Annotated in this window: 10 protein-coding genes and 2 pseudogenes; 9 read left to right on the top strand and 3 right to left on the bottom strand. The window is 60.5% G+C overall.

Annotated features, from left to right (window positions below):
- Positions 1 to 3: 3 nt before the first annotated feature.
- Positions 4 to 3,012: pseudogene (locus XI08_RS20770) on the bottom strand (tetratricopeptide repeat protein).
- Between the two features lie 1,172 nt (positions 3,013 to 4,184).
- Between XI08_RS20770 and XI08_RS20775 the strand changes: the two are divergent.
- Both XI08_RS20775 and XI08_RS20780 read left to right on the top strand, forming a co-directional pair.
- Positions 4,185 to 4,337, top strand: a pseudogene (locus tag XI08_RS20775) (transposase); the annotation flags it as partial.
- Positions 4,304 to 5,371: an IS3 family transposase gene (locus XI08_RS20780; RefSeq protein ID WP_271575758.1), complete on the top strand. Its 1,068-nt coding sequence runs from the start codon at positions 4,304 to 4,306 to the stop codon at positions 5,369 to 5,371. The pseudogene XI08_RS20775 and the gene XI08_RS20780, both read left to right, overlap by 34 nt.
- 161 nt (positions 5,372 to 5,532) lie before the next feature.
- On the opposite strand, the gene XI08_RS20785 is transcribed toward XI08_RS20780, so the two are convergent.
- Positions 5,533 to 6,492, bottom strand: a complete 960-nt coding sequence (locus XI08_RS20785) for a LysR family transcriptional regulator (RefSeq protein WP_271575759.1) — start codon at positions 6,490 to 6,492, stop codon at positions 5,533 to 5,535.
- A 113-nt stretch (positions 6,493 to 6,605) separates the two neighbouring features.
- On the opposite strand from XI08_RS20785, the gene XI08_RS20790 reads away from it, so the two are divergent.
- The 3 genes from XI08_RS20790 to XI08_RS20800 all read left to right on the top strand — a co-directional run bounded on the left by XI08_RS20790 (position 6,606) and on the right by XI08_RS20800 (position 8,912).
- On the top strand, positions 6,606 to 7,586 hold the full coding sequence (locus tag XI08_RS20790; protein WP_271575760.1) for a Bug family tripartite tricarboxylate transporter substrate binding protein: 981 nt from the start codon (positions 6,606 to 6,608) through the stop codon (positions 7,584 to 7,586).
- On the top strand, positions 7,586 to 8,197 hold the full coding sequence (locus XI08_RS20795; protein ID WP_271575761.1) for a protocatechuate 3,4-dioxygenase: 612 nt from the start codon (positions 7,586 to 7,588) through the stop codon (positions 8,195 to 8,197). The genes XI08_RS20790 and XI08_RS20795 overlap by 1 nt, the downstream gene beginning before the upstream one ends.
- A gap of 433 nt (positions 8,198 to 8,630) precedes the next feature.
- Complete coding sequence (locus tag XI08_RS20800; protein WP_271575762.1) at positions 8,631 to 8,912, top strand: hypothetical protein; 282 nt, start codon at positions 8,631 to 8,633, stop codon at positions 8,910 to 8,912.
- A 144-nt stretch (positions 8,913 to 9,056) separates the two neighbouring features.
- Here the strand turns inward: XI08_RS20800 and XI08_RS20805 are convergent, their stop codons facing one another.
- Positions 9,057 to 10,046 carry a LysR family transcriptional regulator gene (locus XI08_RS20805; RefSeq protein WP_271575763.1) on the bottom strand — a complete coding sequence of 330 codons (990 nt, stop codon included), beginning with the start codon at positions 10,044 to 10,046 and terminating at the stop codon, positions 9,057 to 9,059.
- A gap of 200 nt (positions 10,047 to 10,246) precedes the next feature.
- Between XI08_RS20805 and XI08_RS20810 the strand changes: the two genes are divergently transcribed.
- The 4 genes from XI08_RS20810 to XI08_RS20825 are packed head-to-tail and all read left to right on the top strand — an operon-like array spanning position 10,247 to position 14,032.
- Positions 10,247 to 11,362 carry an ABC transporter substrate-binding protein gene (locus XI08_RS20810; RefSeq protein WP_271575764.1) on the top strand — a complete coding sequence of 372 codons (1,116 nt, stop codon included), beginning with the start codon at positions 10,247 to 10,249 and terminating at the stop codon, positions 11,360 to 11,362.
- Positions 11,363 to 11,420: 58 nt separating this feature from the next.
- Positions 11,421 to 12,395, top strand: coding sequence for an ABC transporter permease (locus tag XI08_RS20815; RefSeq protein ID WP_442869849.1), 975 nt, complete (start codon positions 11,421 to 11,423; stop codon positions 12,393 to 12,395).
- The gene (locus XI08_RS20820) at positions 12,389 to 13,201 is read left to right on the top strand and encodes an ABC transporter ATP-binding protein (protein ID WP_271575765.1); all 813 of its coding nucleotides are present in this window, start codon (positions 12,389 to 12,391) and stop codon (positions 13,199 to 13,201) included. Before XI08_RS20815 ends, XI08_RS20820 begins: the two co-directional genes overlap by 7 nt.
- Positions 13,202 to 13,219: 18 nt before the next feature.
- Positions 13,220 to 14,032 (top strand): methyltransferase domain-containing protein, encoded by an 813-nt coding sequence (locus XI08_RS20825; RefSeq protein WP_271575766.1) that lies wholly within the window; start codon positions 13,220 to 13,222, stop codon positions 14,030 to 14,032.
- Positions 14,033 to 14,142 lie beyond the last annotated feature (110 nt).

Raw genomic sequence — 14,142 nt, forward strand, 5'->3', positions numbered from 1 at the left:
TGCCTAGTCAAGAAATGGCAGTACGACCAGCCCGGCGGGATCAAGCCCGTGGCGGGCGCAGATGTCGTCGGCCATCGCGAAATATCGCTCGGCCTCGGGCATGTCGCCTCGATCAAGGTTCAGCGTCGCCAGACCATCATAGCATGGAAACAGCTGCTGCGGCTCACCGGTTTCGCTCGCCACCTCGATAGCCTCATTGTAGCAACGGGCGGCCAGATCCGGCCGGAAGTGGCATTGATGGATTTGCCCGAGCACGATCAAGGGCACGGAGAGATGCTCGCGCTGATCGAGCGCACGGTCGATTTCGATCGCCTTTTCGGCAGCCGGCACCCCCTCCTCGGTACATCTGTCCGTGAAGGTGCAACAGGCAACGGCAAAATTGGCGAGAAGACGCGCCTGGAAACCGAGATCGCCGATACGATGCGCAACATCGAGTCCGCGCCGGCAAACCTCCACTGCTTTCGCCGGGTCGACAATCGTGTAGAGCACACCGAGATTGGTGTAGCCGCGGCAGGCCACGTTGAGAAGGCCGGCGGCTTCCGCGGCTGCGACACTTTGCTCCACCTCGTGCACCGCCTCCTGGTGCCGTCCAAGCCGCGCGAGTGCAACGCCCTTGGTGTTGAGGGCCTCCGCGATGGCACGTGCCGCCTCGAGCCCGCCCTGCTCGTCCGCGTCCGCCGGTACGGACCGGGCATAGCCGAGCGCCTCGTCTGCCCATCTCGCGGCGGCCACGTGATCGCCCGTGCGAAACGCAAACCGGCCGCGCTCCTGCAAGAGATGCGCCCACTCGATGGGCGCGTCGATCCCTCCAAGCAGGTTGGCCGCCTCGGCGTAATGCGTCTCTGCCTTGTTCCGCTTGCCGGCGTCCCACAGCAATCGGCCAAGCTTGCGAAGAATTCGCGCTTCGGCGACGCGATCGTCCTGAGCGCGATGCTCCTCCAGCGCGCTCTGATAGTGCTCCTCGGCGATGTTGCGGCGGCCGGCCACGCCACAGAGGTCCGCAATCCGCTCGTACAGGACTAGGCGTTCCGGCTCCCGTTCGCTGCTGGTCAACAACACGGCGAGGGCCTGCTGAAATAGACGAATGGCATCGTCATTGGCATAGGTCGCTCGTGCGCGATCGCCAGAGGCGCGTAGATAGCGCGCGCCTTTTGGCTTGCTCGCGCTCCGGCTGAAATGGTGTCCGAGCAGGATGAGGTCTTCGAGCCGCTCGGGCTCGTTGCCATAGAGCCGCTCCAGAGCGTCACCAATCCGTCCATGCAGCTCGATCCGGCGCTGCAAAAGCAGGTTCTGATAGATCGCATCCTGAAGCATGGTTTGCGTAAAGCGGTAGGATCGCAGCGCAATCGAGTTCGCGCCCGCGACCTCCTCGACGATCTCGGCGTCGCACAGAAGTTCGAGCCCTGCTTCGACCTTCGCCCGCTCGGTCGCCGTCGCACCGAGAAGGGCCGCATCAAAGCGCGGACCGATCACCGCAGCCTCCTGGGCCAACCGTCGCACCTCAGGCGGCAGCCGGTCCAGACGCGCCAATAGCAGTGCCTGAATGCTTGCCGGGATATCGGTGGCGGCTTCGTCCGACTTGATCCGCCACTGTAAACCGTCACGCTCCAAGGTGCCGGCTTCGATGAGGCCACGGATGATTTCCTCAAAGAAAAGCGGATTTCCGCTCGCGCGCTCGAGGATTCGACCGAACAGATTTCCCGGCGGCTCACGCCAGCCGTGACTGAAATAGGCCTCGAGAAGCCTCCGTCCGTCAGCGTCACGAAGCGGAAGCAATCGAAGGGTCGTGTGGCTAATCCGCCCCGAGCCGAACTGATCCAGCTCCAGCATTGGCCGATGCGTAAACAGCAGCATCAGACGCGTACGCTCCAGCCGGTCCATCAGGAAGCGCAGCGCTTCAAGAGACACGGCGTCGGCCCAGTGCAGATCCTCGACAATGATCAAAAGTGGCGACAGGGCGAGACGCCGTTCGAAGACGGTGCGGATCGCGAAGAATATCTGCCTCTGGAGCTGCTCGGGCGGCGTCGGGGTCGCCGAGACCGAGTACGTGGAGATAGAGCGGCATCAAGCGGTCAGCCTCTTCGGTCGCAAGGCCGAGCTCCGACAGCGCTTCAGCGAACTTGGCTTTGGCCTCTGCGATGGTTGCCTTCTGGGCGATGCCGTAGGCGCTGCGCAACACGGCGGCGAGTGTGCCGTAGGATTGTTCGCCCAACGGCGAGCAGACGACGCGCCGGATCGCCACGCCTGTGAAGCGATCTTCATCGCGAGCTCTGGCAACGAATTCATTCACCAGACGCGTTTTGCCGATGCCCGCTTCGCCGACCAACCGCACCAGTTGCGCCGCGCCGGCGCACGCGAGATCAAGGCTATCGATCAAACGGGCAAGGTCGGCGCCGCGCCCGATCAACGGTGCACTCAGGCCAAGCATGTCGAGGCCTCGGGCGGCACGCGGTGTGTCGAGCGGTCCCTTCAAACGGTGGACCAGCACGCTGCCCATCTTGCCCTTGAGCGCAACCTCGCCAAGGGATTCATACGAGAACGCGTGCCGGGTCAAACGGTAGGTTAGCGGCCCCACGTACACGTCGCCGGGAGGCGCCATCGACTGAATCCGTTGCGCTGTATTCACCGTGTCGCCGGTCACTGAATAGGATTTGGCAACGCCTACGCCCAATCCGCCCGCAACGACGTGTCCGGTGTTGATGCCGACATGGAGCAGCAGCGGTGAACCTGCATACGCTTTCGCACGTTCGCTAAGGCGCATCGTTCGGCTGATCATGTCGAGCGCGGCACGGACCGCCCGCTCAGGGTCACTGTCACCCGGCTCGTCTGCATCGCCGCCTGTCCGCCGGCTTTGGGGACCTCACTGACGACGGCGCCGCATTTCGGGCAATACGCGAAATCGGGTGCACATGCATAGCCGCAGCCGGAGCATATGTTCGGCTGCTTCGTGCCGCACTTCGGGCAAAAAGCAAAGCCGCTCTGAACCTCGGAACCGCAACAAGAGCAGCTCATGGGTCAAGACCTCGCGGGAGCCGCGATGGTGCATCTGCTGGACGTTTACGGAGCGGATCCGGCATCTCAGCAAGAATGGGCTAGTCGCAGCGGAAGAGCAAGCCACGGTTAGCAAGCGTCGATGGGTTCGAGGGCTCAGAGCGCCCGCTTCTTACGAGCGGTGGAAAATAGCTGCAAAATTGGCGGGGTTTACAGGGGTGACACCACCGTCGGAATGTGTTGGGCGCACCAGTTTTTTCCTATTTTTCAATGCGATAGGTGCGCAGGGACTGAAACTCCCGCTCTGTCTCATTCCAGTGAGTCAGTGAGTAAGCAAATCTGCAGAAAGTCCTCGCCGAACGCAGATTGCTTTGGCAACTGACGGTTCGTTGGATCCTCGCCTGTTAAGAACAGCGATCGTGGCGCGATGTTCATTGCTTGGTCGCTGGGTGGGAGATGAAGGGAAGTGATGCGGACACTACCAAAGTGTCGCAAATGCTCAGCAATGCGGCAACGCTCGCCTGTCGTATGGCAGATCCCCCCGAGTGGGCGCGCGGTGAGAAGCTGCCATCACCGATCGCGTCATCTCGGATGCGCTGTCCCTGCGCGACGTTCGATAGCCACCGGCCCGCCGAGAGCCAAATCCACACGCCGTACATCTACGTGGCACAGAAGTACGACGGAATCGCGCGATGAGGATGAAGGAACACCGCCTTTGGTCGAATCCCGAAAACGACGGCCCGCCGACTGATGAAGTATGCGCAAGCCTTCAAGCCGATCCAGGACGACCGCATCTATGTCGAAGTGTTCAACGTCCCTCGACAAAAGACAAGGCAACGCCAGCGCAATACACGGCAGGCATGGAATACGCCGAAAAAAACAGTAGGCTCGAAAAGATGCACGAGTGCGGTACCTTCACACGGATCACCGAAGCCGGCCGGCAAGTCGATCCCTATGAGGACGAACGCGTTCCTCATGTGCAACCTCTATTCGATCACGGCAGCCAGGCGGCGAACCGCCGATCTCTGCCGGCGATACCGAGCGTGTTCCCGGACTATCCGGCGGCGGGTCATTCGCGACGGCGCGGACGGCCGCGAAAGTGCTGTGCGCTTTTAAGCCCGTGTCCAGTCTGACCTGCCACTGAGTATTTCCTCCAGAAGGAGTTAGAGTCCGCCCCGAAGAAGGACGGACAGATGAAGCGAGCACGGTTCACGGAAGAGCAGATTATTGCGGTGCTGAAGGAGCATGAGGCCGGGGCGAAGACGGCCGATCTAGCTCGCAAGCACGGGATCTCCGAGGCGACGATCTACAATTGGAAAGCCAAATTCGGCGGCATGGACGTTTCCGAGGCGAAGCGGTTGAGGGCCCTGGAGGAGGAGAACGCGAAGCTGAAGAAGCTTCTCGCCGAGCAGATGCTCGATGCAGCCGCACTTCGCGAGCTTCTTTCAAAAAAATGGTAGGGCCCGCCGCCAAGCGCGCTGCGGTCGCGCATCTGCAGGCCGTCATGAGCCTGTCGGAACGGCGGGCCTGTTCGATCGTGGGCGCGGATCGGAAGATGATCCGCTATCGCTCCGGCCGTGCTCCAGACGCGGCCCTCCGTGGCCGGCTGCGTGACCTCGCCAACGAGCGGCGACGTTTTGGCTATCGCCGGCTGTTCGTCCTGCTGCGTCGGGAGGGCGAGCTATCGGGGATCAATCGGATCTACCGGCTTTACCGCGAGGAAGGGCTCACCGTCCGCAAGCGGCGGGCTCGCCGCAAGGCCGTGGGGACCCGTGCCCCGATCCTGGTCGAGGCGAGGCCGAATGCACGCTGGTCGCTGGACTTCGTCCACGACCAGTTCGCCAATGGCCGACGCTTCCGCATCCTCAACATCGTCGACGACGTCACCAAGGAATGCCTGGGCGCCATTCCGGACACGTCGATCTCGGGGCGGCGCGTGGCCCGCGAACTGACGGCAATCGTCGAGCGACGCGGCAGGCCAGGAATGATCGTGTCCGACCATGGCACCGAGTTTACCTGCAACGCCATGCTCGCCTGGTGCAAGGACGCTGCCATCGACTGGCACTTCATTGCTCCCGGAAAGCCGATGCAGAACGGCTTCGCTGAAAGCTTCAACGGACGGATGCGTGACGAGTTGCTCAACGAGACCCTGTTCTTCGATCTCGACGACGCCCGCGCCAAGATCGCCAATTGGGTCGCCGACTACAATCTCCAGCGTCCCCACTCGTCGCTGAAATACCTGCCCCCCGCGGCCTACGCCGCCCACCTCACCGCAACGGACGATCGGCTGCGCAACCCCGACCAGCTCCGCCGATCGTCCGTTGCTCCACCCGCGCCACTTGGCGTACAAAACTCCGAGACTCTAACTGCCGCTGGATGAAAATTCAGTGGCAGGTCAAGTCCTAGCTAGGCCGTGAACCCATGAGCTGCCGGGCTGACGCCGCGCCAGAGTTCGCTTTGCCCCGGTAGCCGATGTCTCGCTGCGTCGGAGCGGAACGACGCGATGTTCCAGAGGCAGAAGAACAATCAGTTTCAATTTCGTCAATTGGACGAGGCGTTTCGCTTACCTGCGAGCGGCTTCGCTACCTCTCGGGCGCACTCGACGAGCAGCCGCTGAGCAGGATTTGGCGTTCTGCCCTTAAGCGTAATGATCCCGATCGGCCACATCTGAATAGGCATTTCGACGGGTAAGACCTTCATCGAGAGCCGCTTCGCGCTGAAGTGCAACATCGATGCCGGAAGGAAACTCAGGAATCGTTCCGACGAAAGCAACGCCGACTGCATAAGGATCGAATAAACGGTTACGCTGGCACGGGGCACCTCCAGTCCGGAGGCGTGAAATGCGTTGGCAATCCAGCCGCCCGGAAAACTTTCGCGCGGCGGCAGGCACCAACGCTCGTTGACCAACTCGTCGAGGCGGATCTTGCGCCGCCGCACCCACAGACTGTGCAAGCCTGCAACAACGACACCGCTTTCGTGCAACAGCACCTCAACATCGGTATCGGCAGCCGGTGACGAGCTCGGAAGGCGGCCTATCATCAGGTCGATGTCGTGATTGCGCAGATGGCGATCCTGAAGCTCCGGCGGCTCGCCCTCGATGATGTGAAGCGCGAGCCTGGGGTATTGCCGGGATAGCCGGTCAATAATGGCGGGCAGTAATCCAGCCATCACGGGCTCAGTGCTGCCAATGCGCAATTCACCCATCGCGGGATCAGCGAGCGATTGCAGCTCGTCAACGCCGCTCCGCAAATCGTTGCACAACGCAATGCTACGCTTGAGTAAGGCCTTGCCATAAAGCGTGGGCTCAACCCCGAGCCGGCTGCGCTCCAGAAGCGGAAGGCCGATCGTTTGCTCCAGGCTTGCGATCATCTTGGATATAACAGGCTGAGAAATGGCGAGATGCTCGGCCGCTTTCGCCATGCTCCCGTATTCCACGACGGCGATAAACACATTCAGCTGCCGCAGCTTGATCCGGTGACTAATTTGGGATGCATTGAGCATGCGACCCTTTCTGAAATGGAATAGAAGTATCGGAAAATAGAACTTTTCTTATATAGGTCCGCCGGACAAGCTGCAATCCGCATTAACCTCCACCGCCAAGGTTTGGAGCAGCCATGTCAAACATTTATGTACCCCGTCGCACCTTCCTGCTCGGAAGCCTCGCGGGATTGTTGCTGCCCGGCAAGGTCGCCGCGCAACCTTATCCGTCCAATCTCATACGGATTGTCGTCCCCACCGGGGCGGGCACGCCGCCCGACATTATTAGCCGCATGGTCGCCGACGGGCTCGCGGCCAATGAAGGCTGGCGGCTTGTGGTGGAAGATCGCCCAGGTGCGCTGCAGACCATTGCCATGAACGACGTGAGCGGCCGTCCGGCGGACGGCTATACACTGCTGACGATGAGCCTACCGATGACAGTCACTCCGTCCCTGCTTCCGAAGACGGAGATACGGCCGGATGTGGATTTCGATCCAGTTATCAAGATATCGAAGTCCTACACCGTGCTCGTTACAACACCTTCCTTGCCGGTCGATTCGCTGTCCGATCTGGTGGCGCTACTCAAGAGCAAGCCGGGGAAGCTCAACTTCTCTTCCGCCGGCTTCGGCACCCCCTCGCATCTAATCGGTGAAATGTTTGCTTTGCAGGCAGGCGTGCGTGCCACCCACGTGCCTTACCAACACTTTTCCCAAGCAATCACGGATCTGATCGGCGGCAACGTCCAATACATGTTTGTCACCACGCTTCCGGTTATTGACCTCATTGCGACCGGCAAGTTGCGAGCGCTTGCCGTCACCGCCCCCACGAGGATCGCTGCCCTGGGGGAAGTTCCTACGGTGATCGAGGCAGGCCTTCCCGATCTGGTGACAGCCGATTGGATCGGTTTTGCCGCCAAGCGCGGAACGGCTGCAGAGATAACGTCGCAGCTCAACAAGGCAATTAACAAGGTCCTTGTCGAACCGAAAATCCGCGCTTCGCTCGACAAAATAGGAGCCGTAGCCGTGGGTGGGACCGCTGCGGAATTTGGTGAGGGAATCCGGACTGACATCGCCCACTGGGCCAAGGTCGTGAAGGATGCGGATATCAAGCTACCTTGATGAGCCAGACTACATCCAAAACCCAGACGAGTGGCCGCGATGCAGAAGCATTAGCGATCACGCCGCCGCAGATTGTCGGCCCGTTCTATCCGGTCTCAGAGCGCCCCGATCTGGCAACCGATCTGGCGCGGCCCAGCGACAGCACCGCCGAGGCGCTGGGCCAGCTCATCCATGTCAGCGGACGTGTGCTCACGCGTTCAGGAGCGCCGGTGCCGCATGCACGCATTGACATCTGGCAAGCCAATGCGGCGGGGAAATACCGTCATCCGAGTGATATCAACCCGGCCCCGCTCGATCCCAATTTCAAAGGCTTCGCGCGTCTCACAACGGATGCGGCTGGGCCCTACGGCTTTCGTACGGTCAAACCGGGCCGCTATCCGACGGCAGAAGGCGACGTCAGGCCGCCGCACATTCACCTCGCCGTCGAGGGGCGGTTCGATTGCCTGGTAACCCAGCTGTATTTCGCAGGCGAAGGAGAAAACGTGATCGATCGCTGGCTCAATGCGGCCCCGCATCCGGAACGGTTGATCGTTGCTCTGCAAGATCCACCATCGCACCTGGAAAAGCACACGTTGGTCGCGCATTTTGACATTGTTCTGGCCAACGGATGATAAGGCGGTTTCAGGTGGCTCCAAGCCCGTATTTGGATCGCGCTTAGCCGCAAACCCTTATGCTGGTTGACGTTTTTCGGAACCGCCATGGCATGAGGTCTTCGGCGTAGCGGATGTCCTCGGCGAGCGCCCGATCGGGTTGCTACCATGTAGTCGAGCGCAGGTTTTTTGCTTGCTCAACTCTGATCTGGCGGTCAACTATCGAGCTTGACCCACAAACGACATGTATCCGCGTTTTCCGCTGTAGAACCTTCGCATGCGCCAGTAAGCGGTGCCGATCCGGCCCGCTCGCCATCAGGCCAAGTCGTCAGTTCGCTAGATTGGACTTGGCCTCATCCAGTTCGGGGCGTGCCGAGCAGACGGGTTTGCTTAGCGCCACAAGCTTCCGGTTTCCGCAGCCTTCTGGGCGAGGCCCGCGCCGCGAACGACCCGAATGATTGTCGAGATGAGCGCTAAACATGTAGAGATGCTGAAGGAGATTTACCCCACGCTTTTCAATTTGGCTGTGCTCTGGAATCCAAACAATTCGTCGCACCTGCCGGCGCTTAGGGCGGCAGAAGCCTCCGCTAAAGCGCTTTCTCATCAAATTCTTCCGCTGGAAGTGCAAACAGTGGCCGACCTCGAAAACGCCTACCTTACGATATCGCACAGGCGCGCCGATGGCCTCCTGTTCAACGCGGACCCAATCTTTCATTCAGCTCAAACGAATGGCTGATTTCGTGACAACGAGCCGCTTACCCGCGATTACCAAATTTCGTGCATTTCCTAAGCTTAGTGGTCTTGTTGGGTATGCGCAAGCCTGGGTGGGCTGGGCTAGGATCCTTGCCATCTCGCTGAAATGTGCGCGGGATCGGCACTCTCAGCCATTGCGACGTATCCGGCTCTTTTCATTGCCGTGAAATCTTCGAGAGACGAGTGCTTTCCGCCCACCTGCCTCATTGGTTTTGGTAGGATGTGTAATTGGGAGGATGGTATGCATGTACTCGGCCAGCGTTTCGCAAAAGGCGACGGCATAAGAAGGAAGTCGGCGGCGCTTGTCCCATTGAATCGCAACTCTTTCTCGAATTGGCTTGCGGCCATGCGTTACGCGAACAATTCGCAAAGCGTATCGGTCCGTTCGCTGAAGGGAGGGGATGATCGCCACACCCTGCCCAACCTCCGCCATAGCGAGCAGGGTGTGCGGTGCACGACTCTCGAGCACGATATTGGGCTCGACGTCTGCGAGGCGGCACGCTGCGTCGAACAGCCTTCGGATGGAATAGCCGGAGTCCAGTAGCAGCAACGGATAAGCCGCAAGGCGGGTGATATCTATGAAACCTGCATGACCTAGCTGTAGGGATGTGGCGCAAGCGGCCAAGGCGTCAGCTGGTGGAAGGACGCGACCCTCGAAGTGGGGACCCCCTTGTTCAAGTCTGATGCCCACATGAACTTCCCCGCGTTCAAGCATCGTTGTCTGTTCGGCACCGAGTGCTTCAATCAGCTCTACATTTACGTTGGGAAAGCGCTCAGCGTATTGAGGAAGAAACCTCGCCAGCACACTTTCGATCGTGTGCGGTGGCGCCGCGATTTTCAGCGCTCCCCTGTCTCCGCGCCGAAGGACCTCCGCGTGTTCGCGGACAGCGTCAAGATCGGTCATTACGCGGCGGCAATCCGCGAGAAGCTGTTTGCCTTCTGCGGTTAAAACGAGTCCCCGCCCAACACGTTCAAAAAGCGTAAGGCCCAACTCCTGCTGAAGATCACCGATTTGTCGCGAAAGTGCAGGCTGTCCAATGCGCAGGCGAACCGCGGCTTTCGATACGGTGCCCAGTTCGGCGACGGCAACAAAGGTTCTCAGGCGCCTTAGATCCATAGCTCAAACCTATGCCTCCCCGGCATGGAATAACAGTACAATTATGCATTGGACGAGGGCCCACTATGGCGGCATGTTTGCCAGCAAGCTTGGAATGTCGCCTCCGGCGTTCCGCCGAGCAATGCGGCCAAGAAGATCCTGGCCATACAACGGTCTTCTGCTGCCACGTCTCTATGAACGCCTGACCAGGGATGATGATCATGGAGAACGATAACAATCGCAGGAACCTCACGACCGAGCCGCGCGAGCCGACTCGACCCTGTCTCTCCCGTCGGACGGTCCTCGGCCTTGCCGGGGCTTTCGGGGTTGCAGCGCCACTCGCGACGGTCACTGTGGCTCGTGCGCTGACAGCACTGAAGAGCGCACCTCTTCCTGATGAACTTTGCCGCACGGCTATGCCAAGGGAAGGGTTATCGGGACCGCCGCGAGCGCTCACGCTTGCCTGGAATGCGACGTCGGTTTGCACGGCGGCGGCCCCTGTCGCAAAGGAACGGGGCGTTTTCGCAAAACATAACCTTGACGTCAATTTCATCAATTTTGGTGGTTCGACGGAACAACTGCTCGAAGCGATCGCGACCGGCAAAGCGGATGCGGGCATCGGGATGGCTCTACGTTGGCTCAAGCCGTTGGAGCAGGGATTCGATGTTCGTATCACAGCCGGTGTGCACGGCGGCTGCATTCGGCTGCTCGGGTCCAAGGCTGCCAACATCACCAGCCTGGAATCGCTACGCGACAAGACCATCGCCATCAGTGACCAGGCAAGCCCGGCGAAGAACCTCTGCTCCATTGCGTTCGCCAAGAAGGGGATCGATCCGGTCAGGGACGTCGACTGGCGCCAATATCCGGCCGATCTGCTTGCGCTTGCCGTCGAAAAGGGCGAGGCCCATGCACTCACCGACAATGACCCGCGCACCTATCTCTGGCTCAAGAGCGGCAAGCTCAACGAGGTTATGACCAATCTCTCTGGCGGATTTGCCGATCGCATCTGCTGCGTACTCGCTATCCGCGGAAGCCTGATCCGTGGCGAACCGGCCGCGGCAGGCGCATTGACACGATCCGTGCTCGAGGCTGGCGACATGGTCGCTCGCAATCCCGCCGATGCCGCGGCGGCGTACTCGGCCTATGGGGGCACGGGCTCGCTAGACGATCTCGGCGCTATGCTCGAAAGCCACACTCACCACAATCACCCGATCGGGGCGGAGCTCAAACGGCAGATCGTGTTGTACGCGGATGAGCTCAAAGAGGTAAACGTCCTCAAGCGAAGCACGGACCCGACAAAGTTCGCAGAACGGGTCTACGTCGACGTCCTCAGCTGAGTGGGCAATAGCCGTGGCGATCAATTCTACCATGGATCAAGGGACCCGCCCGTCAATGATGGCTGTCGCCCGGCGCAAGAGTCCGATGCGGCGGGCATGGATACCTGGAATGGCAGCGGCGGCATGGCTCGGAGCCGCCATGCTCACAGCCGTCTGGTCCGACCAGCCCGGAACGGATTGGGACTACACAGGCGACCTTGCCGCTGCCTTTGGTGCGCTCGGCGCTGTGCTCGCATTCGCAACTATTGCCGACCTTTGGTTCGCCTGCTTGCCGCGCATGCAGCGCCTTGCACCGTGGATGCTTGCGCTCGCAATGCTTCTCGGTGCTTGGGAGACGGTTACGGCGAAGCTAGGCCTCCTTCCCATGCCATTCTTCCCACCACCTCAAGCTCTGTTGGAAGTTATGATTGATGATCGCGTCCGCCTCGCGGAAGGTGTTCTCGCCTCGTTACGCCTGCTGGCAGGTGGCTATTTTCTTGGCGCGGTGCTCGGCTTCGTCACGGGCGTCGCCATTGGCTGGTCGAGCGCCATCGGCTATTGGATCCAACCGGTCTTGCGGCTCGTCGGCCCGCTGCCCGCGACGGCCTGGCTGCCGCTTGCGTTCTTTGTCTTCCCGTCAAGTCACAGCGCGAGCACGTTTCTGATTGCGCTGGCGACCGGATTTCCGGTTACCGTCCTAACCTGGTCGGGCGTCGCAGGCGTGAGCAAGGCCTACTACGATATCGCGCGCACGCTCGGCGCTAGCCAAAGTTTCCTCATTCTCAAGGTGACCATTCCAGCGGCAATGCCGCACGTATTCGTCGGACTGTTCATGGGCCTCGGCAACTCGTTTGCCGTCCTCGTTATCGCCGAGATGCTCGGCGTCAAGGCCGGCCTTGGTTGGTACCTTCAATGGGCGCAGGGGTGGGCTGCTTATGCCAACATGTATGCCGCGCTGCTGATCATGGCGTTCATCTTCTCCGGTTTGATCACCCTGCTATTCCGCCTGCGTGATCGGCTTCTGGCATGGCAGAAGGGGTTGGTGCGATGGTAGCCCACACGGCAGAATCAGAACCTGCGCTTCAGGTCGATATCCCATCGGAGCGGGGAGCCGCCCTTTCGATTCACGGGGTGAGCCATTGGTTCGAGCTAGAGGGACGTCCGCTGCCGGTGCTGGAGCGTATCAGCTTGCGGCTCGAGCGCGGAGAGTTCGTCGCAATCTTGGGTCCGAGTGGTTGCGGCAAGTCGACTTTGTTGCGATTGGTTGCAGGGCTCGACTTTCCCACGATTGGCAGAATATCCATGGATGGCCAGGCGATTGACCGGCCTGATGCGTCACGCATCATCGTTTTTCAGGACCCAACGCTCTATCCATGGCGCACCGTTTGGAGCAACGTTGCTCTTGGGCTGGAAGCGCGCGGGCTGCTTCGAAGCCATCGCGAACGGGTCGATGAGGCGTTGCGACTGGTCGGCCTTGCTGGTTTTCCCACGGCTTATCCACGCCAGCTTTCCGGCGGGATGGCGCAGCGCGCGGCTCTGGCGCGGGCACTGGTTAACGACCCAAAGCTTCTCATTCTCGATGAGCCGCTGGGCCAACTCGATTCTCTGACGCGCATCGCCATGCAGCAAGAGCTCGTGTCACTCTGGCAGCGGGCGGGCTTCACCGCGCTTCTGGTCACCCACGACGTGGAAGAGGCCATCTTCCTTGCTACTCGGGTTATCGTGCTGAGTGACCGCCCCGCACGCATCAGGGCCGAGGTCGTGAATGCGCGGCCTTATCCTCGTCATCGCGGCGATTCACATCTGGCAGAGCTTCGGCGTGAAATCATGGGCCATTTGGGGCTTGCCGAAACCTGGTGAGGGCCAAGGGAGCGCCGCTTGACCGATCTACTCACGCGCATTGAAGAACAGCCGCCCGAGGTGCTGGATGTCATCGCCAGATCGATGTGCATCCGCGCAGCCGAACCGGCCATGCAATCGATATGCGCATGCTATATGGGGAAAATCGGTGTACCGGACGCCCACGTGCTCGAGGTCGGCTGCGGCAACGGTGCTGTCACGAAGCTCATCATGCAACACCTGCGCCCAACACGACTTTTGGGTATCGATCCATCCTCGTCATTCATCAGGATGGCGAACGAAGCATTCGACGGCGAGCCACGCGTGTCGTTCCAGCGCGGTGATGCTGCGTCGACTGGGCAGCCGGACGCCGGTTTCGATATTGTCATCGCACATACCGTCTATTCCCATCTACTCGACCCGAAGGGTGCCTTAGCCGAAGCCTGGCGAGTACTTAAGCCAGGAGGTCAACTCGTCATATTTGACGGCGATTTCGCGACGCTTGGCGTCGCGCTGTTCGATGGCGATCCGTTGCAATCCGCAGTGGGCGCGGTGCTGCGCAATATGGTGCACGCACCCTACATTATGCGGCGGCTCCCTGTTCTCGCCGCCGCCGCCGGTTTCTGCGTGGAATCGCTGGATCCCTACGGTTACGTCCAGACGACGCACCCAGACTACCTGCTCACTTTGCTTTCGCGTGGAACCAGCGCGGCCGCCCGGGCTGGCGAGATGGGGCAAGCACTAGTGGATGGCTTTGACCGGGAAGCGCAGCGGCGCGTTGCCACCGGCAACTTTTACGGATCCATGCTCTTCCTAAGCCTCACCGCGCGCAAGATTGACGATGCTCCATGACGCCTGTAGCAGATATTGTCGCTGCGCGGTTGCATTCGACCGCAGCTTTTGACCAAAGCTGACCATTTCGGGAAACAAGCAACCAAAAAAAGTCGACACCGTCGTTAGCT

This window comes from Bradyrhizobium sp. CCBAU 11361 (assembly GCF_028128935.1).
Taxonomy (GTDB): Bacteria; Pseudomonadota; Alphaproteobacteria; order Rhizobiales; family Xanthobacteraceae; genus Bradyrhizobium; species Bradyrhizobium niftali.